The 22,543-nt window shown below is 31.8% G+C and carries 17 protein-coding genes; 14 read left to right on the forward strand and 3 right to left on the reverse strand.

Annotation, left to right across the window (positions count from 1 at the left end):
• Positions 1 to 13: 13 nt before the first annotated feature.
• From SJY30_RS06960 to SJY30_RS06970, 3 genes are all read right to left on the reverse strand, one after another.
• A complete protein-coding gene (locus SJY30_RS06960; protein ID WP_396634847.1) occupies positions 14 to 1,951 on the reverse strand; it encodes a polysaccharide biosynthesis protein in 1,938 nt (645 codons plus the stop codon).
• A complete protein-coding gene (locus SJY30_RS06965) occupies positions 1,948 to 3,036 on the reverse strand; it encodes a DegT/DnrJ/EryC1/StrS family aminotransferase (RefSeq protein ID WP_396635313.1) in 1,089 nt (362 codons plus the stop codon). The genes SJY30_RS06960 and SJY30_RS06965 overlap by 4 nt, the downstream gene beginning before the upstream one ends.
• Positions 3,037 to 3,339: 303 nt before the next feature.
• Positions 3,340 to 4,326 carry a UDP-glucuronic acid decarboxylase family protein gene (locus SJY30_RS06970; RefSeq protein ID WP_396634848.1) on the reverse strand — a complete coding sequence of 329 codons (987 nt, stop codon included), beginning with the start codon at positions 4,324 to 4,326 and terminating at the stop codon, positions 3,340 to 3,342.
• Positions 4,327 to 4,627: 301 nt separating this feature from the next.
• Here SJY30_RS06970 and SJY30_RS06975 point away from each other — a divergent pair, with 301 nt between their 5' ends.
• The 14 genes from SJY30_RS06975 (at position 4,628) to SJY30_RS07040 (ending at position 22,542) form a co-directional block, all read left to right on the forward strand.
• Positions 4,628 to 6,025 (forward strand): nucleotide sugar dehydrogenase, encoded by a 1,398-nt coding sequence (locus SJY30_RS06975; protein WP_396634849.1) that lies wholly within the window; start codon positions 4,628 to 4,630, stop codon positions 6,023 to 6,025.
• Positions 6,022 to 7,041, forward strand: coding sequence for an NAD-dependent epimerase (locus SJY30_RS06980; RefSeq protein ID WP_396634850.1), 1,020 nt, complete (start codon positions 6,022 to 6,024; stop codon positions 7,039 to 7,041). Before SJY30_RS06975 ends, SJY30_RS06980 begins: the two co-directional genes overlap by 4 nt.
• A 51-nt stretch (positions 7,042 to 7,092) precedes the next feature.
• The gene (locus SJY30_RS06985; protein ID WP_396634851.1) at positions 7,093 to 8,511 is read left to right on the forward strand and encodes an MBOAT family O-acyltransferase; all 1,419 of its coding nucleotides are present in this window, start codon (positions 7,093 to 7,095) and stop codon (positions 8,509 to 8,511) included.
• Position 8,512: 1 nt separating this feature from the next.
• Positions 8,513 to 9,442, forward strand: a complete 930-nt coding sequence (locus SJY30_RS06990) for a hypothetical protein (protein WP_396634852.1) — start codon at positions 8,513 to 8,515, stop codon at positions 9,440 to 9,442.
• 89 nt (positions 9,443 to 9,531) lie between these two features.
• Positions 9,532 to 10,524 carry an SDR family oxidoreductase gene (locus tag SJY30_RS06995; RefSeq protein WP_396634853.1) on the forward strand — a complete coding sequence of 331 codons (993 nt, stop codon included), beginning with the start codon at positions 9,532 to 9,534 and terminating at the stop codon, positions 10,522 to 10,524.
• 288 nt (positions 10,525 to 10,812) lie between these two features.
• Positions 10,813 to 12,093 carry a nucleotide sugar dehydrogenase gene (locus tag SJY30_RS07000; RefSeq protein WP_396634854.1) on the forward strand — a complete coding sequence of 427 codons (1,281 nt, stop codon included), beginning with the start codon at positions 10,813 to 10,815 and terminating at the stop codon, positions 12,091 to 12,093.
• A 554-nt stretch (positions 12,094 to 12,647) separates the two neighbouring features.
• Positions 12,648 to 14,579 carry a hypothetical protein gene (locus SJY30_RS07005; protein WP_396634855.1) on the forward strand — a complete coding sequence of 644 codons (1,932 nt, stop codon included), beginning with the start codon at positions 12,648 to 12,650 and terminating at the stop codon, positions 14,577 to 14,579.
• Between the two features lie 190 nt (positions 14,580 to 14,769).
• Positions 14,770 to 15,873, forward strand: coding sequence for a glycosyltransferase family 4 protein (locus SJY30_RS07010; protein WP_396634856.1), 1,104 nt, complete (start codon positions 14,770 to 14,772; stop codon positions 15,871 to 15,873).
• Positions 15,870 to 17,213 (forward strand): murein biosynthesis integral membrane protein MurJ, encoded by a 1,344-nt coding sequence (gene murJ, locus SJY30_RS07015; RefSeq protein WP_396634857.1) that lies wholly within the window; start codon positions 15,870 to 15,872, stop codon positions 17,211 to 17,213. Before SJY30_RS07010 ends, murJ begins: the two co-directional genes overlap by 4 nt.
• 64 nt (positions 17,214 to 17,277) lie before the next feature.
• Positions 17,278 to 18,210: an ATP-grasp fold amidoligase family protein gene (locus SJY30_RS07020; RefSeq protein WP_396634858.1), complete on the forward strand. Its 933-nt coding sequence runs from the start codon at positions 17,278 to 17,280 to the stop codon at positions 18,208 to 18,210.
• Between the two features lie 306 nt (positions 18,211 to 18,516).
• On the forward strand, positions 18,517 to 19,368 hold the full coding sequence (locus tag SJY30_RS07025) for an O-antigen ligase family protein (protein WP_396634859.1): 852 nt from the start codon (positions 18,517 to 18,519) through the stop codon (positions 19,366 to 19,368).
• 55 nt (positions 19,369 to 19,423) lie between these two features.
• A complete protein-coding gene (locus tag SJY30_RS07030) occupies positions 19,424 to 20,311 on the forward strand; it encodes an ATP-grasp fold amidoligase family protein (protein WP_396634860.1) in 888 nt (295 codons plus the stop codon).
• 4 nt (positions 20,312 to 20,315) lie between these two features.
• On the forward strand, positions 20,316 to 21,392 hold the full coding sequence (locus tag SJY30_RS07035; protein ID WP_396634861.1) for a glycosyltransferase: 1,077 nt from the start codon (positions 20,316 to 20,318) through the stop codon (positions 21,390 to 21,392).
• 1 nt (position 21,393) lies between these two features.
• On the forward strand, positions 21,394 to 22,542 hold the full coding sequence (locus tag SJY30_RS07040; protein ID WP_396634862.1) for a glycosyltransferase: 1,149 nt from the start codon (positions 21,394 to 21,396) through the stop codon (positions 22,540 to 22,542).
• The last annotated feature ends 1 nt before the right edge of the window (position 22,543 follow it).

The raw sequence follows: 22,543 nt of genomic DNA on the forward strand, positions 1-22,543 counted from the left end.
AGTGTTATGATTATTAAGGCTGAACTATTTTGAGCGGAGCAATATTCTTTCCATCCGTAGGGTTGCCTGATTTATCCAACTCGCAAAAATCTGAATTTTTAGAAACATATTCGGGTACAATCTCCTTCATTAACTTAACCGTATTACCACTGAAAAACATATTGGTAATACATAATTCATCAATTTTCGACCTCACTTTAGCGTATTCTACATCTCGAACTTTACTAATTTTTATTTTTTGATGATATGTAGGCAAGGTATTCTCACCATTTGCCAAAAGTTCTTCATATAGCTTCTCTCCTGGGCGTAATCCGGTAATTTTAATATCAATATCTTCTGGATACCTTAAACCTGATAGCTTTATCATATTCTTGGCAAGATCAAATATCTTCACAGATTCTCCCATGTCAAAAATAAATATTTCACCTCCATCACCCATGGCACCAGCTTCTAATACCAATTGCGAAGCTTCTGGTATAGTCATAAAATAACGCGTTATATCTTTGTGCGTTAATGTCAAAGGCCCTCCTTTTTCAATTTGTTTTCTAAACAAAGGTATCACCGATCCATTAGAACCTAATACATTTCCAAAACGAGTCGTAATAAATTTTGTTTTGTTTTCTTTTTGCATGCAGCTAATATACATTTCTGCAATTCGCTTAGTTGCTCCCATAACATTAGTAGGGTTAACAGCTTTATCGGTAGAAACAAAGACAAATTTTTCCACACCATGTATAACAGATAAGTCAGCTACATTTTTTGTTCCACCAATGTTAATTTTAATAGCTTCATAAGAATTGTATTCCATTAATGGCACATGCTTATAAGCAGCAGCATGAAAAACTACGTTTGGTTTATGTTCACTGAACAATGCGTTCATTCTATTCTTATCCCTAATATCGGTAACGATAGGAATAAAATTATGAAAGCCGTTTTGTTTTAGTTCCTGTTGCAAATCATAAAGAGCAGATTCAGCTGAATCAAGAACAATCAGCGATTTATAGGAATAATTACAAATTTGACGAACAATCTCACTTCCAATAGACCCAGCACCACCAGTAACCATAATCGACTTATTCATCAATTCCATGGCAATTTTACTATTCTTTATAGTGATTGGTGCCCTATCAAGTAAATCTTCTATTTGAACTTGTTTAATTTGAGACACTTTTAGTTCTCCATTGATCCAGTCTTCAATTGGCGGTACAATTTTAACGATGATAGGCAAGTCTACTAGTCCCTCTACAGTTTTACGCAGTTTTGCTGAATCTATATTCTGTATTGAAAATATAATTTCTGAGATATTGTTTTTTACAATAAAAGCCTCTGTCAAAGATTTTCTAGCAAAAACAGGAACACCGTTGATATTTTTACCTATTTTTTTGACATCCCTATCAATAAAACCTACTACCTTATATCTACTTTTAGAATGGTTTGTAATAGCGCTACGGGTAAGTACTCCAGATTCTCCCGCCCCATAAATTAATACATGCTTACTAACTTTTAAACTTCCATTAATTCGATTATACAATGATTTAAAAGCAAACCTTGACGCAGTTAACACCACAAACGTGATTAAACTGTTAATAATTATAATAGATAACGGTACAGTAAAACTATTTATAAAAGCTACTTCCCTATTCCCTATTACTATAAATATTAAAATGATACTAGATAAACAAACTGCATTGAAAATATTATAAACATCCCTAACTCCCGTATGACGAACAACTCCATTGTAAGAACCAACGATAACAAACGAAATTAACGCCGTAAGAATGACCAATGGTAATTGTACAACTAGGTTTTGAACATCAAAATTAAAGGTCAGGTTAAATCTGATCAAGTAAGACAACACGAACGAAAAACCAACGGTAAGCAGGTCGATAAATAAAACCAGCCACTTAGAGGCATAACGCTGCGATGTATAATTTAAGAATCTTAATATCATAACAGTACTTTTTTAATACAATCCGAAACTCGTTTCAAATCTTCAGAACTTAAGTTACTCCCACTTGGCAGGCATAATCCTCTACTAAATAAATCTTCGGAAGTGCCGTCAACAAATGTTTTATATTGACTAAAAATAGGTTGCATATGTAATGGCTTCCACAATGGTCTAGACTCAATATTTTCTTCCAATAAAGCCAATCGAATTCCTTCTCTAATTTCAAAAGAAGGTGTAAGCACACAACTTAACCATCTATTTGAATAAAAACCTTCTGCTTCATCAATGAACTCAATTTCTTTCAAAGAAGCCAATTCGTTTTGGTAATATTCAAAGTTACTTCTTCTAGAGTCAACTCTATTTTGCAACACTTCCATTTGTCCTCTACCAATGCCTGCTAAAACATTGCTCATTCGGTAATTATAACCAACATTAGAATGTTGATAATGCGGCGCATCATCTCTAGCTTGCGTAGCTAAAAATATGGCTTTATCTGTAAGTGTTTTGCTTTTAGCGGTTAAGGCACCACCACCTGAGGTTGTAATAATTTTGTTGCCATTAAAAGAAAGAACACCTATATCGCCAAAAGCTCCACAGGGTTTATCCATATATGTACTACCTAAAGCTTCTGCACTATCTTCCAATACCGGAATACCGTACTCTTTAGCGATGGCATGAATTTCATCCACCTTATAAGGCATACCGTACAAATGTACTGCGATAATAGCTTTTGGCAGACCTTTCTCTAAAATTCTATTCTCTATGGCTTTTCTTAAAAGTTCTGGAGAGATATTCCAGGTATCTACTTCACTATCCACAAAAACTGGGGTTGCCCCTAAGTACATTATAGGGTTTGCAGACGCAGAAAAGGTAAAACTTTGACAAAGCACCTCATCTCCATGCCCTACCCCTAAAAGCTGCAGACCTAAATGAATAGCAGCAGTACCTGAACTTAAAGCCGCTACATGCACGTTATCACCTAATTGACTTCTAATCGCATGCTCAAAAGCATTAACATTAGGTCCCAAAGGTGCAATCCAATTAGTTTCAAAGGCCTCATTGACATAATCCTGTTCCGCCCCACCCATGTGAGGAGAGGATAACCATATTTTTTCCTTTGTATCTACCACTTTTTTCTTTTAAAATTTAAGTAAATGTACGCCAAGTTATTACTAAACATAAATTGAAATATCTTAATTCGTCTAATTCTAAAAATTAATCGTTCAACTACTTTTGCAAAAACATTTAAAGTAAATTCTTACCTTTTACCGAACTGTCTATTTCAATATGATGAACGAACCAAACCAACATTAAATTAGAACACTACAATCAATGTTGAATTTATACTAAATCAACATTTGCCGTACTTTTAGATAGTATAACGAAACAACCTATACCTTATTATAAGTACTAAAATCTTTATGATCTCTCTTATACAGGTCATCAGAGGGCAATGATTTAAAGTACTCATATGTTTTTTTCATACCTTCTTCCCTAAGAACTTTAGGCTCCCAGTTTAGAATTTCTTTAGCCTTAGAAATATCTGGTTGGCGTTGCATAGGGTCATCTTGTGGCAAAGGCTTAAAAATGACTTTTTGCGTGGTGCCAGTTAATTTAATGATTTCCTCTGCAAAATCTCTAATTGTAATTTCATGCGGGTTACCAATATTAACAGGCAGATCATAGTCACTTAACAACAATCTATAAATCCCTTCCACTTCATCATCTACATAACAAAAAGACCTTGTTTGATCTCCTTTACCAAATACCGTTAAATCTTCTCCTCTTAGAGCCTGACCTATAAAAGCAGGTATTACACGACCATCATTTAGTCGCATTCTTGGACCATAAGTATTAAATATTCTTACAATTCTTGTTTCAACACCATGAAATCTATTGTACGCCATGGTAATAGACTCCATAAACCGCTTAGCTTCGTCATATACGCCACGTGGCCCTATAGTATTTACATTACCATAGTACTCCTCTGTTTGTGGGTGCACTAAAGGATCACCGTAAATCTCAGAAGTAGAAGCTATTAGAATGCGTGCATTCTTTTCTTTTGCCAAACCTAAAAGATTATGAGTACCTAACGCTCCTACTTTTAAAGTTTGAATAGGTATTTTCAAATAATCTATTGGGCTAGCTGGCGAGGCAAAGTGTAAGATATAATCTAAATCTCCGGCTATATGAACAAACTTGGTTACATCATGATGAAAAAACTCAAATTGCTCCAAAGGAAACAAATGCTCCAAATTTTTAATATCTCCTGTTATGAGATTATCCATAGCTATTACATGATAGCCTTCTTTTATAAAACGATCGCAGAGATGAGACCCTAAAAATCCAGCTCCACCGGTAATTAAAACTTTTTTCAAAATATTGTTATTTAGATATTACGAAGATAGATCAATGATAACAAGCACAAAAAATGAATACAGAAAATACTTTCAAATTCAAAATTATAGGATGAAATCATACTAAACTATCAAAATCGCAGTTCATCATTAGGAAGATTTTAATTTTCCTTGATTACTACACATGATTAACTGATTAAACATCTTCTTATTATTCATTGAAAGAAAAAAAACGTAAAATCTATTAAATCAACTCTTGAACGACTAAATAATACTTAATCATTTATCTTTGCAAATTTTGCAAAAGTTTCAATTTAAAAATATGAAAAAAATTACAAATATATGCTGTATTGGAGCTGGTTACGTAGGTGGGCCTACCATGTCAGTTATTGCAAGTCAATGCCCAGACATTAAAGTTACTGTTGTAGATATCAATCAAGAAAGAATTGATAGCTGGAATGACGACAACCTAGACAACCTTCCTATTTATGAACCTGGCTTAAAGGAAATTGTTGGCAAAGCAAGAAACAAAAACCTCTTCTTTTCAACAGAAGTTGACAAAGCAATTGATGAAGCCCAGATTATTTTTATATCGGTAAACACCCCTACCAAAACCTATGGTAAAGGAAAAGGACAAGCTGCCGATCTAAAATTTGTAGAACTTTGTGCAAGAAATATAGCTAAAGTAGCTAAAGACGATAAAATTGTAGTAGAAAAATCAACACTACCTGTTCGTACTGCCAGTGCTATAAAAAGTATCTTACAGCATACGGGTAATAAAGTAAATTTTGAAATACTATCCAACCCTGAGTTTTTAGCGGAAGGTACGGCGATTGACGACCTTTTAAATGCCGATAGGGTTTTAATTGGTGGTGATGACACCCCTTCTGGCCAAGAAGCGAAAGATACTTTAAGTTCAATATACGAACAATGGTTACCAAAAGAACGTGTATTACAAACTAACGTCTGGTCATCAGAATTATCAAAATTAGTGGCGAATGCATTTTTGGCACAAAGGGTATCTTCGATCAATACCATTTCTGCACTATGTGAAAAAACAGATGCCAACATTCAAGAAATTTCTAGAGCTATAGGATATGATAGTCGTATTGGATCCAAATTCTTAAATGCATCGGTAGGTTTTGGCGGTTCTTGTTTCCAAAAAGACATTTTAAATTTGGTATATATTGCTCGCTCTTATGGCCTTACAGAGGTTGCAGATTACTGGGAACAAGTTATTATTGCAAATGATTACCAGAAAAGTCGTTTTGCAGAACATATTATCTCCTCCTTATACAATACCATTTCAGGTAAAAAGATTGTTCTTTACGGATGGGCGTTTAAAAAGGACACCAATGACACAAGAGAGTCTCCAGCAATTGCAGTTGCAGATGCTTTATTAGATGAGAACGCAGAAATTACGGTATACGACCCTAAGGTAACGGCAGAAAGAATTTATGCAGATTTAGATTATTTAGGTACTCGCTCTCCAGAAGAAAACAGAAGGTTGTTGAAAGTCAGTAACGACCCTATAGATGCTACAAAAGAAGCACATGCCATTGCTATTTTAACTGAATGGGACGAATTTAAGACCTATGATTGGAAAAGTATTTATGAACAAATGTTAAAACCTGCATTCGTTTTTGACGGAAGACGTTTATTAGACAATGAAGTAATGCATTCCATTGGCTTTAATTATTACAAAATTGGGCAATCATGAAAATATTAGTTACCGGCGCTGCAGGTTTCATCGGTTTTTTTGTAACTAAATCTCTTTTAGAAAGCGGTCATACCGTTGTTGGTTTAGATAACATCAATGATTATTATGATGTAAACCTTAAATATGACCGTCTAAGAGAATTGGGTATTACTAAAAGTAATGCTGAAGTTTTCAACAAAATTGCCATTAGTGAACGTAATTCACAATTCTCATTTATTCGTTTAAATTTAGAGGATCGCGAACATTTACCTTTGCTATTTAAAGAACAAGCCTTCGACAAGGTTTGCAACCTAGCCGCACAAGCAGGTGTACGCTATAGTTTAGAAAACCCAGAGGCTTATGTTGATAGTAATGTAGTCGGTTTTTTGAATATTTTAGAATGTTGTCGTCATAATAAGATAAAACACTTGATCTACGCAAGTAGCTCAAGTGTTTATGGTTTAAATGAAAAAATACCTTTTGAGACCAGTGATAATGTAGACCACCCTATTAGTTTATATGCAGCCACAAAAAAGAGCAATGAACTAATGGCACATACCTATGCGCACCTTTACGGTTTTAAAACAACAGGGTTACGATTCTTTACCGTTTATGGCCCTTGGGGCAGACCAGACATGGCCATGTTTTTGTTTACAGATGCCATTGTCAATGATAAACCTATTAAGGTTTTTAATAGCGGTAAATTAGAACGCGATTTTACTTATATAGATGATATTACTGAAGGTGTAGTTAGAATTATTCAAAAATCAGTAATAGAACAAAAAGAAGATTTATTTAAAATTTATAATATTGGAAATAGTAAATCTGTAAAATTAATGGATTTTATTACGGCCATAGAAGAAAGCTTAAATACCGAAGCTAAAAAAGACATGTACCCCATGCAACCAGGCGATGTGGAAAAAACTTGGGCCAATGTAGATGATTTAATTGCAGATTACAATTATAGCCCAAATACTCCAATAAAAACAGGTGTTCAACGTTTTGTAGAATGGTATAAGAGTTACTACATAAATTAAATAAGATTAATTTTGTTTAGTGACAAATAGAAATTAAGATTAGTATAACAAATGCTATTTAACTCCGTAGAATTTTTAATATTTTTCCCCATTGTATTTGTCCTTTATTGGCTGTTAAATAATAAACTTACATTTCAGAACATATTATTACTAACTGCCAGTTACATTTTCTATGCCTGGTGGGATTGGCGTTTTTTGTCTTTAATAATTATAAGTTCTGTCATAGATTACGTTGCCGGCTTATCTATTTTTAAAGCAAATTCCAAAAAACAAAAGAAATTTTGGCTAGTAGTTAGTTTGGTTGCCAATTTAGGATTTCTCTCTATATTCAAATATTATAATTTTTTTGCAGAGTCTTTTACTCAAGCCGTATCTATAACTGGCTGGCGACCCAACGATTTAACTTTAAATATCATTTTACCAGTTGGTATAAGCTTCTATACGTTTCAAACATTAAGCTATACCATAGATATTTATAGGGGTAGCTTTAAACCAACCAAGAGTGTTCTTTCTTTCTTTACGTATATAGCATTTTTTCCGCAACTGGTAGCTGGTCCTATTGAACGTGCTTCTAATTTGTTACCGCAAATAGAAAAGAAAAGAACTTTTAATAAAGAATGGTTCAATGAGGGACTTTTACAGATTTTCATTGGTCTGTTCAGAAAGATTGTGATTGCAGATACCCTTGCAAAATATATTGACACTATTTATGCTGACCCTGGTTTATACAATTCAAGTACAGTATTATTAGCTACTTTCTTCTATGCCTTTCAAATTTATTTTGACTTCGCAGGATATTCAGATATTGCTATAGGAACAGCTAAAGTTATGGGCTTTAAATTTCACCAAAATTTTAATCTTCCATACTTCTCAAAATCGTTAACAGAATTCTGGCGAAAATGGCATATTTCCTTATCCTTTTGGTTAAGAGATTATTTATATATTTCTCTTGGCGGTAATAGAAAAGGTATTAAAATTACCTATAGAAACTTAATGATTACCATGTTATTAGGAGGCTTATGGCATGGTAGTTCTTGGAATTTTATAATTTGGGGAGGTATACATGGTTTAGTGTTAAGTATTGAAAAATACATAAAATCAAACCCTAGATTTAATTTTTTAAATAGATTTGCTTTAATAGGCTACCCTCTTACATTCTTCATAGTGCTAATGTCATGGGTATTCTTTAGAGCTACAACATTTACAGATGCTGTCACAGCAATTGAAAAAATTATAATTTTTGAAGGGGGCATACCTTTTATTGGTGATATTAATGTAATAGTCAATTCTCTATTTGTCTTAACATTAGGTATTTTGTTTGACTATTACTTATTTAAAAAAGAATTACCTCTAGAAAATTTAGGAAAGAATTTTACTCCTTTAAAAACAGCAATTATTTGTAGCATATTAATTGTCTTAACCAGCTTGTTCTATTCTACTTCTAACAACTTTATTTATTTTCAATTTTAATATGAACAAAGACAGCTTTCTATATATTCTTAAACTCACACTTTTAGTAGTTTTAGTTACGTACGCTTTAGATAAGGCAGTCTATTTTGTTCTAGAAACTCTTAATAAAAATGTCTACACAGGAGCAAGCGGAGGTAAAGTAAATCAATTTTTAAAAGAAAAGGATAGTTTAGATTTCATAGTTCTTGGGAGCTCAAGAGCTAATCATCATGTCAATAATATTAAAATTTCAAAGAATTCTTTTAATATGGGTCTCGATGGGACTAAAATAGCCTTTTCTGCAACTTTATTAAAAACACTACCAGCAAATAAAAAACAAACTATTCTTCTACACATTTCACCTAAATATTCAATAGATAGCAATTACAAAGGTGATGACATTGCTGGCCTATCAAAACTATACCATCAAAATAATACTATAAAGAAAGAATATATTGCTTTAGGTAAAAATAAAATCATGAATCAAATATTCTGGTCGTTAAATTTTAATGGTACGGTAATGGGTCTAATTAAGAATTTTTTATCTCCCAATTATGACATCAATAAATATTCTGGGTATGACCCACTTCATATTACTGATGAACAAAAACGCATTTTCAAAGCAGTGCTTGAAAAAAAAATAAATGAGCCTTGCCTAAACGAACTTAAGCTGAACTCCATTTACGAAAGGTATTTAAAAGAAATCTCTCTATTTTGTAAAAAAAACAATAAAAGATTAATTCTCTTTACCGCCCCAATATATCACGACAATTGTAAAGAAGACAATGATATATTAGGTAAACTGTTAGAAGAAAAAAATATTGAATTTTGGGATATGACAAACATGTTCAAGAAAAACGAAAACTTATCTTATTGGCGAGACAATTCGCATTTATCTGCAGAGGGTGCTGAAATATTTACTGATTCTATCATTGCAAGATTAGAACAATGAAAAAAATAATTTCAGCTGAAAACAAACAACTACTCTAAACAATAATACTCAATACACTGAGTTTTAATTTACAACTTCAACACCAATATATGAACCTTTACAAACTTAATTCAAATTTTCACATATTAGTTACTGGCGGCGCCGGTTTTATTGGCTCAAATCTATGTCATGCCTTACTAGCAAACGGAAACCGAGTTACCTGCTTGGATAACTTTGCTACCGGCAAACGTGAAAATATAGCTCCATTTACAGAGAATTCTAAATTTACTTTAATTGAAGGAGATATTAGAAACTTAGGCGATTGCCAAAAAGCTTGCGAAGGTGTTGATTACATTTTACATCAAGCTGCACTGGGATCGGTACCAAGATCTATAAACGATCCTATTACCAGTAATGACGTCAACGTATCTGGTTTTTTAAATATGCTGGTGGCCGCAAGAGATGCAAAAGTAAAACGTTTTATATATGCGGCAAGCTCATCGACGTATGGCGACTCTACCAATATGCCTAAAGTGGAAGATATTATAGGTAAACCGCTCTCCCCCTACGCAATCACAAAATATGTAAATGAATTATATGCCGATGTTTTTAGTAAGACTTATGACATAGAAACCATTGGTTTACGATATTTTAACGTATTTGGAAGAAAGCAAGACCCCAACGGTGCCTATGCTGCAGTTATTCCGAAATTTGTCATGCAACTTATGAAGCATGAATCTCCTGTTATTAATGGTGATGGTTCTTTCTCTAGAGATTTCACTTATATAGACAATGTTATTCAAATGAACGTACGTGCAATGGTATCTAACAACCAAAATGCGATGAACACCGTATATAATACAGCTTATGGTGAACGTACAGATTTAAACGAGCTTACAGAGTTATTAAAAGAGTTTCTAGGGGAATATGACCCAAAAATAAAAAATGTAAAAAACATATACGGCCCTAAAAGAGCCGGTGATGTACCACATTCATTAGCCTCTGTCGATAAGGCAAAAGAATTACTTAATTATGACCCACAATTTGACATTAAAACCGGACTTAAAGAGGCGGTTAATTGGTACTGGGAGAATTTGAAATAATATTTCAGGAGTTAGGAGTTAGGAGTTAAGAGTTAGGAGTTAGGAGTTAGGAGTTAGGAGTTAAGAGTTAGGAGTTAAGAGTTAGGAGTTAGGAGTTAGGAGTTAGGAGTTAAGAGTTAGGAGTTAGGAGTTAGGAGTTAGGAGTTAGGAGTTAGGAGTTAGGAGTTAGGAGTTAGGAGTTAGGAGTTAGGAGTTAGGAGTTAGGAGTTAAAATAAATTTTAAATGGTTACTTATCGTAACTTACTAAATAAATTAAGGTTACTTATGGTAACCAAAGTATAATTATTATGAAAGATATAAAAATAGCTATTATTGGTTTAGGCTACGTAGGGTTGCCACTTGCCAGATTATTTGCTACCAAATACCCAGTTGTCGGTTTTGACATTAATGAAGGTCGTATAGCAGAACTTAGAAAAGGTCATGATAGCACCTTAGAAGTTGAGGATGACATTTTACAAGGTGTTTTACAAGATAGTCCTAATATGAAAACAGGGTTGTTCTGCACTAACCAAATAGCCGATATTGCAGACTGTAATTATTATATCGTAACCGTACCAACACCTGTAGATAGTACTAACAGACCAATTTTAACTCCATTATACAAGGCATCGGAAACTGTTAGCAAAGTTTTAAAGAAAGGTGACACTGTCATCTATGAGTCTACCGTATACCCGGGTGTTACCGAAGACGAGTGTATTCCTGTCTTAGAAAAAGAAACAGGTTTAGTATATAACCAAGATTTTTTTGCAGGATATTCGCCAGAACGCATTAACCCAGGTGACAAAGAACATACCGTTGAAAAAATTCTTAAAGTTACCTCGGGATCAACACCAGAAGTAGGTAAAAAAGTAGACGCATTATATGCCTCGGTAATTACTGCCGGCACGCATTTAGCACCAACCATTAAAGTAGCTGAAGCTGCCAAGGTTATTGAAAATTCGCAACGAGACATTAACATTGCCTTTGTAAATGAACTAGCCAAAATCTTTAATCTTATGGGTATTGACACCCATGACGTGTTGGAAGCAGCTGGTACCAAATGGAACTTTTTACCATTTAAGCCAGGGTTAGTTGGCGGGCATTGCATTGGTGTTGACCCCTATTATTTAGCACAAAAGGCTCAAGAGTTTGGCTACCATCCAGAAATTATATTGGCAGGTAGAAGAATGAACGATACTATGGGCAAATACGTATCTTCAGAGGTGATAAAACTAATGGTTCAAAGAGATATAAAAATTAAAGGAAGCAACATTCTAGTATTAGGCATCACTTTTAAAGAAAATTGCCCAGATGTTAGAAATACTAAGGCTGTAGATGTTATAAGTAATTTAAAATCTTATGGAACCAATGTTACTATATATGACCCTTGGGCATCTGCTAAAGAAGTTGCCCATGAATACAAAATGGAGGTCGTAAAAGAATTACCTTCTCAAAAATATGATGCCATTGTTTTAACTGTAGCCCATAAGCAGTTTTTAGAAATGGAACTAAAGAGTCTTTTAAAGCCTGACGGTGTTTTATATGACGTTAAAGGCATTTTAACGAAAGATGTTGACGCTAGACTTTAAATTCACATTTAGCATCTAAACAAAAGATGCGTGCAAAGGCATTTTAAAAATTGCCTTAGAACATTATAATCTCTATCATAGAGAAAAAATTAAATCCTGTATAATTTTATTTATACAGGATTTAATTTTTAACATCATAAGAGATTTAAAATAAACTTTGTATTAATTATATATTTTATCAAGTCAAACAAATTCGTAAATGAGATAAGAATTATGGTGTTTTTCTTATGAAGATGTTAACAAAAATGGTATTTAGTCGATTTTATGATAAAAATGATGTATTTCATCGATTAAAAACATCCAATAAACCGACTTTCACCGTAACACAAGGGTTGCTAATAAAAATTTAATTTATTGCCAAGCTATTTACTTTTAATCGATTAACATGATTTTTAACAAATAAAAAATTATTAAGAGCGTTAGACTACAAGTACCCCAAAAACCAACATGTAGTTCATCGAAAAAATTAGTTATTTCATCGATACAAATAAATATTAGATTATTATTGCAACCCAAATAGTAATATTTTTAATTCTAAAACAAAGTACCTACTTATGTCAAAGTTTCTAAATTTCACCTCAAAGTTGGCTCTGTCATCATTTGCCTCAATTTTAATGTTTTCCTGTAGTAAAGATGCCGATCTTTTATCTGAATATGTCATTAATGATAATGATGATTTACAGAGTCTAACCATTCTTACCAACGATAGGTTTTACATGTCTGTTGATCAAAATACTATTTTAATGGATGTTTTGAATAATGATAACTTAAGTGCTAACTCTAATGTTACTATAATAGAAACATCAACCCCGTTAAACGGAATTGTTACAATAAATGACGACAATACATTAACCTATAGAACTGGGAATACAACACCTGAGGAAACAACACCAGAGGAAACAACACCAGAGGAAACAACACCAGAGGAAACAACTCCAGAGGAAACAACTCCAGAGGAAACAACTCCAGAGGAAACAACTCCAGAGGAAACAACTCCAGAGGAAACAACTCCAGAGGAAACAACTCCAGAGGAAGCAACACCGGAGGAAACAACTTCTTCAGAAGATGCGAATAGACAGGAAGAAGAAACACCAACAGAAGACACATTTACATATACGGCAGAAGTCGTAGACGAAGAAACTGGTACGGTTACCCAAGAAGAAGCTACAGTTACAATAAGCACTGAACCAGAATCAAGCGAATCTTCTTTAGGTAATAACGATAATTTTAATATGGGAGAATTATTTGCATTTCCGGGTGCAGAAGGATTTGGAAAAAATACAATTGGCGGCCGCGGAGGTAAAATAATTCATGTAACTAACCTAAACGACGATGGTAATGGTAGCCTAAGAGAAGCTATTGAAACTGCTGGACCTAGAACTATTGTCTTTGATGTTGGAGGTGATATTCAATTAAAATCACTGCTTAATATTGGAAGCGCACAACCAGAAAAAAATAAAAATGAAGAATTTATTACAATTGCAGGTGAAACAGCTCCATACCCAGGCATAACAATTAAAGGAGCGGGAATTGATGTAAATTGTAAAGAAGTTATTATAAGGTACATTAGCGTTAGAGTTAACGATAATAGCAACATTGATACAGATTATGATTGTATTAGATTAAAAAATTGGGATGAATCAGGTTACGATATGAACAATGTTATAATTGACCACGTTTCCCTATCTAATGGTGATGATGAAAATTTAAGTTGCCATGGTGTTTCAAATTTCACATTTCAAAATTCCATGATTACCAATGCAAATAATAGTTACACTTTCTTATTTGGAAAAAACAACTTTAATTTCTCATTTACAGGAAATTACATGTCTCATACAGGTGAAAGAAATGTTCTAGTTGGGTATGGTTCTAACCGAGAATCTTCAGAATATATTAATAATATCACCTACGGGTATGAAGAAGGTATGCATATGGTCTGGGGAAACAGAGTTGATGTTATAGGAAATATTTACAAATCTTTTGTAGATAACCTACCACGAAATATTGCTATAGCTTGGAAACAAAATGAAATTAATAGTCCTGGTTCAAAGATTACGGATGGAGGTTTTTATGTCGCTGACAATTATCAATTAAACCCTCATTCTCATGATATGCATGGAACCAATGTCAAAAATTACAATTCTTCTAACAGAATTATTAATAATAGTTTAATTACCAATTGGGAAACTTCTATTAACGATATTGAAAATAGAGTATTTAGTGGTGTTGGGAATAGTCTATTTAGAGATTTCACCGATGAAAAAGCTATTGCTGACTATACTAATAACGAAGGTTCTTTTAGTTCATTATCAATACCTGTAAAACCTAGTTCCACCCACCCTTCTACTTATGACACAGACAATGATGGTATGGCTGATGATTGGGAAAAAAATTATTTTGGTAATCTGAGTAAAAATCCTAATGATGATCATGATGGTGATGGCTATACAAATATTGAAGTATTTTTTGCCTCATTAACAAAATAAACTTAAAACAACCTTGTAAATAAAAAAGACGTTCAAAAGAACGTCTTTTTTATTTACAAATAATTTATAACAATTTTCAACGTTATATACTGAAAATTATTAAATAATTATACACTATTTTAAAATCCTAGATTGATCAATCCATTGCATTCCGTAAAAAACTTTTTAAAACTATTATTTAAATATTCAAATGAAAAAAAATATTGCCTTTTTAATTTATTCCTTAAATTCTGGTGGTGCAGAAAGGGTCGTATCCACTCTAGCGAATGGATTGTGCAATAACTTCAATGTTACTATTATCACTTTGACAAAAGACAAACCATTTTATCAATTAAAAAGCAATATTAACCTTATCTCATGTCACGAAAACAGGGTTAAATCGAATAATAAACTTATAAACTCATTACAGGCAAACTTTCATATATATAAGAATATAAAAAAAGTTTGCAGAAATCATTCTATAGATATTATTATTGGTTTTATGACAGAATCTAATGTTTTAGCTATTTTGACAGCAAAATCAATAAAAATACCTGTAATTGTAAGCGAACGGAATTATCCACCTCTCGCCAACCTTTCTAAATTTTGGAAAGTAATGCGAAAAATTACATATGGTAAATCAAATATATTAGTCGTACAAACTAAGCCAATACTCAATTTTTTCAAAAATTATATGAAAGAAGAGAAGATAAAAATTTTGGCTAACCCTATTTCAAAAAATCATATTGAAGCAAAAAATAATCTAAGCATAGAAAAAGAAAATATCATATTAAATGTAGGTAGTTTAAATTATCAAAAAGGTCAAGATATTGCCATTAAGGCTTTTGCCAAAATTAATCCACCTAATTGGCAATTACATTTAGTTGGCGAAGGTCCTAAAAGGAAGGAATATACTAGTATGATTAGCGAACTTGGTATGGAAGATAAAATAATTCTTACTGGCCGTAAAAATCAAATTTCCAATTATCTTCTGAAAGCTAAAATTTTTATTTTTCCGAGTCGTTTTGAAGGATTTCCAAATGCCTTAACAGAAGCAATGTATTTAGGCTTACCTTGTATTTCTACAGATTGTCCCACAGGTCCAACAGAATTAATTATGAATGGTGTCAATGGTTTTTTAACACCTGTCGATAATATTGATATATTGGCAGAAACTATTAATGAGTTAATTAGCAACACAAGGTTAAGAAAAGAAATAGGTCTAAAAGCTGCGGAAAGTGTTTCGCATTTAGAAGAGCATAAAGTGACTAAAAAGTGGGAAAAACTAATTAAACAAACTCTTCAAAATTCATGAATCTCGGTTTTATTATATCAACTATAAAATTAAAATCTAAAGAATTAATCCGTAAAAAAGTATTACAAAATTTTATTTTAGTTAGTGGAGTTACATTATTTATTAGCATTTTAGGCTTTTTCAAAGAAACAGTTGTAGCTGCTAATTTTGGATTATCTTTACAATTAGACACATTCTATGTTGCAATACTAATACCTGGGGTTATTAATAGTGTATTTTTAAACTCGTTCAAAAGTGTATTCATACCAAATTATATAAATGAAGTTGGAATAAAAGGAAATATTGGTAGTTTTCAAACGACCAGTCTGTTCATTACAGTTTTTGTAAGTTTATTTTTTGCAGTAATAACCTACTTATCCACCAATACTTTTCTCGAACTTTTATACCCTGACAAATCACTAGAATTTTACTTACTGGTGAAAGAACAGCTACCTATACTTCTATTTGCTATATTTTTTTGGGGTCTAGCCTCTACTTTGGGCGCTTTATTAAATGTCAATGATGAATATAGATTTAGTTCTTTTGCTGGTGTTTTTACACCACTTTTCATCCTATTAAGTATTTTTCTTTTTAAGGAACACTACGAAAATACCTTACTGGCATGGGGTACAACATTAGGTGCATTTGCTAGTTGTCTCTATCTACTTATTGTTGCAAAAAATAAGAAAATTATAGTTTTAGGGAAACCAGATTATCAAAATAACAATATCAAAATAGCATTTAAACAATTACCAGCTAAAATAAGTTCAGGTCTACTAACAGCTTTAAACTCTGTAGTAGACCAATTCTTCGCAGCTCAATTGGTAGTAGGTTCTATAGCTGCACTTAATTATGGTTTAAAAATTCCAGCTTTTTTAAGTAGTTTGTTACTAGTTGCTATGGGTAATGTTCTACTTCCCTACTTTACAAAATTGGTTTTGAGCAATAGAAAATTAGCTTTTGAAAATCTTTTCAAAAACATAAAATGGGTTTTCATTGGACTAGTAGCTATTACTATATTTGGTATTCTACTATCTGATTTTATTGTAGCCCTTCTATTTGAACGAAAAGAATTCACTACAGAAGACACTCAAGTGGTTTCTACTATTCAAAAAATATTTCTAGCCTACATTCCGTTCAAAATTACTGGTATGATAATGATTAATTTTGCTACAAGTATTAACAAAAATAGCATAATGGCTTATATTTCATTTGTAGCATTGATTTTAAACTTAATTTTAGATTATATTTTCATCGAAATGTACGGGATATTTGGCATTGCCTTATGCACTACTATTATTACCGTTTTAAAAAGTATGACCATGTATTGGTATTTGAATAGGTTAAAAACAAGAGAATAGGTATTGAACACAATAAATGGGCTTTTATTCCGTATTTATAAAATCTACACTTCAACAAAAAAGCATGAAAAAAAATTTTTTTTGGATATATCATAATACCTTACTAGGGAAATTAATGATTTACACTTTTCATTATAGTAAGGATAATTTATGGCCTGATAAATGGGTAGTACGTTATAATTATAAGAAAAGAAGAAAAAAATCTTTAAACCTAAAAAATCCAAAAACATTAAACGAAAAGATTAATTGGTTGAAGTTATACGATCGAAGACCTATTCACACTCAATGTGCAGATAAATACGAAGTACGTAAGTATATTAAAGAAAAAATAGGTGAAGACTATTTAGTACCGTTACATTTTGAAACTCAAAACCCAAATGATTTAAAACCAGAAAATATTCCCGATTTCCCTTCTATTATTAAAGCCAATCATGATAGTAGTGGAGGTATATTTGTTTATGATAAGAAAAAACTTAATTATCAAGAATTACAGAATTTATTCACCTTAAGACTGAAAAAAAATTACTATAAATCTAAAAAGGAATGGCAATATAAAAACATAGTGCCTCGTATAATAATAGAGAAATTACTCATTACTGAAGACGGTAAAATACCTCTAGACTACAAGATTCATTGTTTTAATGGTAAAGCACACATGATACAAGTAGATATTGGTAGAGGTTCAGATAAACATTTCCGAAACTGGTATTATACAGACTGGACGAGATGTCCATTTAAATGGACATCTGTTTCAGAGAACAAAGAAACTAATCCTGCTGAATTTGACGTGCCACCACCTAAGAAATTAGAGCAAATGTGTGCTTTATCTAATCAATTAGCAAATCCCTTTGACTATTCTAGAATAGATTGGTATGATGTAGATGATAAACTGTATTTCGGTGAAATAACTTTCCACCACGATAGCGGATGTAGGCCAATAGAACCAGAAGAATGGGACTATAAGTTAGGTGCTATGGTCAAATTAACACAAAAATAATTTATTCAAGTTTTGAAAATTCAGCTATTAAGATATTTAATTTTATTTCTGGTATTATGTAATATACCAGGCTTTTTATTGGTGTATACCAACCCATCATTATCATCGGCTGTTAGTATTTTTACATCATTACTTTTACTTATATATTTTATACATTCCAGACCTAAACAAAAACCAGTCGTAGCTTTTTTATTGTTTACTATCTTATATTTTACTATAAGCAGCTTTAATTATTATGGTTTTGAAATAGAACTAATAAAAGAATTGATAAGGTTTATTGTGTTAATCTTAGGTATTACAGAAATAATGCAAAGAACAATATATAAAGAACTCTTTTATATATTATTAATAGGTGCCATTAGTATCATTTTAAATGCACTAATATTTCCTTATACCAATGCTCTTTATGGCTTGGTTCAAGGCAGATATAGTGGATTTTTCCTTAACCCTAATTCCGCTGGATTCACCTGCCTTTTGGGTGTAGCTATTTCTTACAGTATTATAAATGCTAAACATCGGTTAATAGGTCAAGCTATATTTACACTTGCAGGAATACTTACTTTATCAAGAACATTTATAGTCGTATGGGTTCTAATAAATATATTAGCAGTAGTTAAAGACCGCAAAAACCTATTAGCTCCTATTATAGGTATGTTCGCATTAATTCTAGTTGTTACCTTTAGTAATAAAAAGTTATTCGCTGCAGATAGGTTTGAGGCACTTACTGCTTTTTTTGGCGAAGGTGAGGTAAAAACTAAAACTATAAAAAACGATTCTAGAGATCAAACATGGGCCCAGTATTATGACTATGTATTTGAAAAACCATTTTTTGGCAATGGTTATAAGTCATTTCAAGTAAAAACCAAAAAATTACCTGGTGCACACAACACTTTCTTAATGATAATAGGAGAAAGTGGAATATTTCCTTTTTTAGTATTCATTGGTCTATATTTTTATCTATTCAAAAACAGTTTAAAATATTTTAAAAAAGAGCCCAACTTGATTTATATTCTTATAGTAGTTTTATTAAATTTTATGGTAAGTCATACATTTTTTGCCAATTATCAAAGTATGGCCTTATCACTATTCATTTACTTAAAAATTAGAAATTACGACAACTCTTCTGAATTAGATTTAACTGAGACAAATAAAATCTGATCAAAAAACTAAAATCTACCTTAAAGACGTTTTTCAAAAACAATTTTAATAGAATATGACAAAAATATTAAACTGGATATATTATCTATTATTACCAATTATCCCCGATAAACAATTGGTAAAATTTAAATTTAAACATCATATTGGTTACCCAATTAATTTAAAAAATCCGCAAACATTAAATGAAAAAATTAATTGGCTAAAACTAAACGACAGAACTCCTTTACATACACAATGTTCTGACAAATACTTGGTAAGAGAATTTATAAAGGATAAAATTGGTGAAGAGTATTTAGTACCCTTATATTTTTCAACAAAAAACCCTAAAGATATAATAGCTGAAAATATACCTGACTCACCATCTATTATAAAGGCCAATCATGACAGTAGTGGTGGAATATTTGTTTACGACAAATCAAAAATTAATTGGGATGAAGTGCAGCAATCCTTCGAAGAACGTTTAAAATCTAACTACTATTTAGTTTCAAGAGAATGGCAATATAAAAATATTGAGCCAAGAATTATTGTAGAAAAACTACTTCAAGATAAAAACGGCGGAATTCCTTTTGACTATAAATTGCATTGTTTTAACGGTAAAGTAAGAATGATAAGTGTTGATATGGGAAGAGGTAGTGACCAACATTATAGAAACTGGTATAATACCAATTGGGAACGAGAAGAATTTAGATGGTCATCACCAAAAGAAAATGGAAAAAGTACGGATCCAAGTAGCGAAGATTTAGAAAGACCAAAAACCTTGAAAGAAATGATTAGGCTCTCTAAGCTTTTAGCAAAAGCTTTCAAATATGTTAGAGTTGATTGGTATGATGTAGATGGTAAACTTTATTTTGGTGAAATAACATTTCATCATGATGGTGGTTTCAGACCCATATTACCAGAGATTTGGGATAAAAAACTCGGTAATGAATTAAAAATCTTATAACCAAATGACCGAAAAAATAAAAATTCTTTTTTTTATACCTAATCTCATGGCTGGTGGTGCAGAAAGAGTAATTAGTTTTTTAACAAATAATCTTGATAATAAGTTATTTGACTGCTCTTTAATCATTATAGGTTCTAAAAAGGATATTGCCTATGATATTGAAAAATCAAAGGTTAAATTTTTGAATGAAGAACGAGTATCTCGTTCTATACCAAAACTAATAAAAACCTTGAGGCAAGAAAAGCCTAATATAGTTATTAGTACTGTCTCTCACCTTAACGTTGCTATTGGAATTTCATCATATTTTTATAGAAAAAGTGTTTATGTTGCTAGACAAGCAGCTATAACTAAAATTAGTTTTAACATTGATAAAACACCAAAAAAATCTTGGACCCCTGATTTACTTGGTAGAGCACTAAGAAAAATGGATTATGTAATTTGTCAATCTAAAGACATGGCAGTTGATTGCATTAACGAATTTAGTGTGCGAGAAGAAAGTTTAAAAATCATAAGGAATCCAATTACAGATGACTTCAAAATAAATAAAGAAAATACGCTCGATAAAGACCAATTAAATTTTATTACGGTTGGTAGATTAGTTGAAATTAAAGGACACCTTAGATTGATTAAAATTTTATCAAAAGTAACAACTCCATTTACCTATACTATAATTGGTGATGGACCCCTAAGAGATGAAATTTTATCAGAAGCCAAAAAGCTAAATATTGATAAAAAATTAAGGCATATACCCTATACTAAAAAAGTTGCTGACCATCTTAGCAAGAGCGATTTTTTTTTACAAGGATCACTTTCAGAAGGTTTCCCAAATGCTCTATTAGAAAGCTGTGCCGTAGGCACGCCTGTTATTGCATTTGATGTTCCAGGTGGCACAAAAGAAATTGTTGAAACTGGAATTAATGGCTTTTTAGTAGATACAGAAGAAGAATACATAAATCACTTAAACAATTTATCCAGTTTTAATCCAAAATCAGTATCTGAATCTGTTTATAAAAAATTTGATAAAAAAATTATTTTAAACAACTACGAAGAATTTTTTAAAGAAATCGTCAAAAGAAAATAAGTTGCAAAAAAACATTAAAATTTCAATTTTTATTTATTCTATGTCAGGCGGTGGTGCTGAGCGGGTAATGTCCTACCTCCTACCCTATTTACAGGCTAAAAATTATAACGTAGTTTTAGTATTGATGAATACTAAAATTGTATATCCAAGCATAGAAAATATTCAAATTCATTATTTAGAAAAATCTGAAGTTGTTGAATCAGGTTTATTTAAATTTCTGAAACTACCTTATTTAGCTTTTAAATATGCCCGTTTTTTAAAAAAAGAAGGAATAACACACTCATTTAGTCTTTTAACAAGACCGTGCTATATAAACATCATGGCCCGTTGGTTTACGAACCACCCCTACAAACTTATGGTAAGTGAACGTAATTACCCTAGTATGCAATATGGGTATGATGACCTACAAAGTAAGATTAATAGCTTTTTAGTAAAAAAATTATACCCAAAAGCAGATTTGATTATTAGTAATGCCAAAGCAAGCGCCGAAGATTTGATTGCTAATTTTAATGTTTCGCGAAATAAAACAGGCGTAATCTACAATCCCATTGATTTAGAAAAGATAGATGACATAGATTCCAAAGCATCAATTTTCGATTCTAACTATACCAACTTAGTAAGTGTAGGAAGATTACAGTTAGTCAAAAATCATAAACTTATGATAGAAGCAATAGCTGGTGTTGAAAATGTTAGATTATATATTTTTGGAGAGGGAGAGCTACGCGAAGATCTACAGACACAAATAGATGCTTTAGGTATTACAAAAAAAGTTTTCTTAATGGGTTTTGAAAGTAATCCATTTCAATATTTAAAGGCTGCAGATATTTTTATTTTCAGTTCTAACCATGAAGGATTCCCTAATGTTATTATGGAAGCTATGGCGTGTGGTTTACCAATAATTACTACCAACTGTAAATCTGGTCCTGATGAAATCATGGAACTCAAAGAAACTAAAATTGACAATATCATGATAACGGATTATGGTATACTGAGCCCTGTGGGGAATGCAGAATTATTACAAAAAGGAATAGTATATTGCCTAGAAAACCCTAAATATTTAGAAGATTGCAGAATCAATGTAAAAAAACGCATCAAAGATTTTGAGAGAGAACCTATTTTAGAACTGTACACAAATCATATCTTAGCATAAT

This window comes from Maribacter sp. R86514, assembly GCF_044597005.1.
GTDB lineage: Bacteria > Bacteroidota > Bacteroidia > Flavobacteriales > Flavobacteriaceae > Maribacter.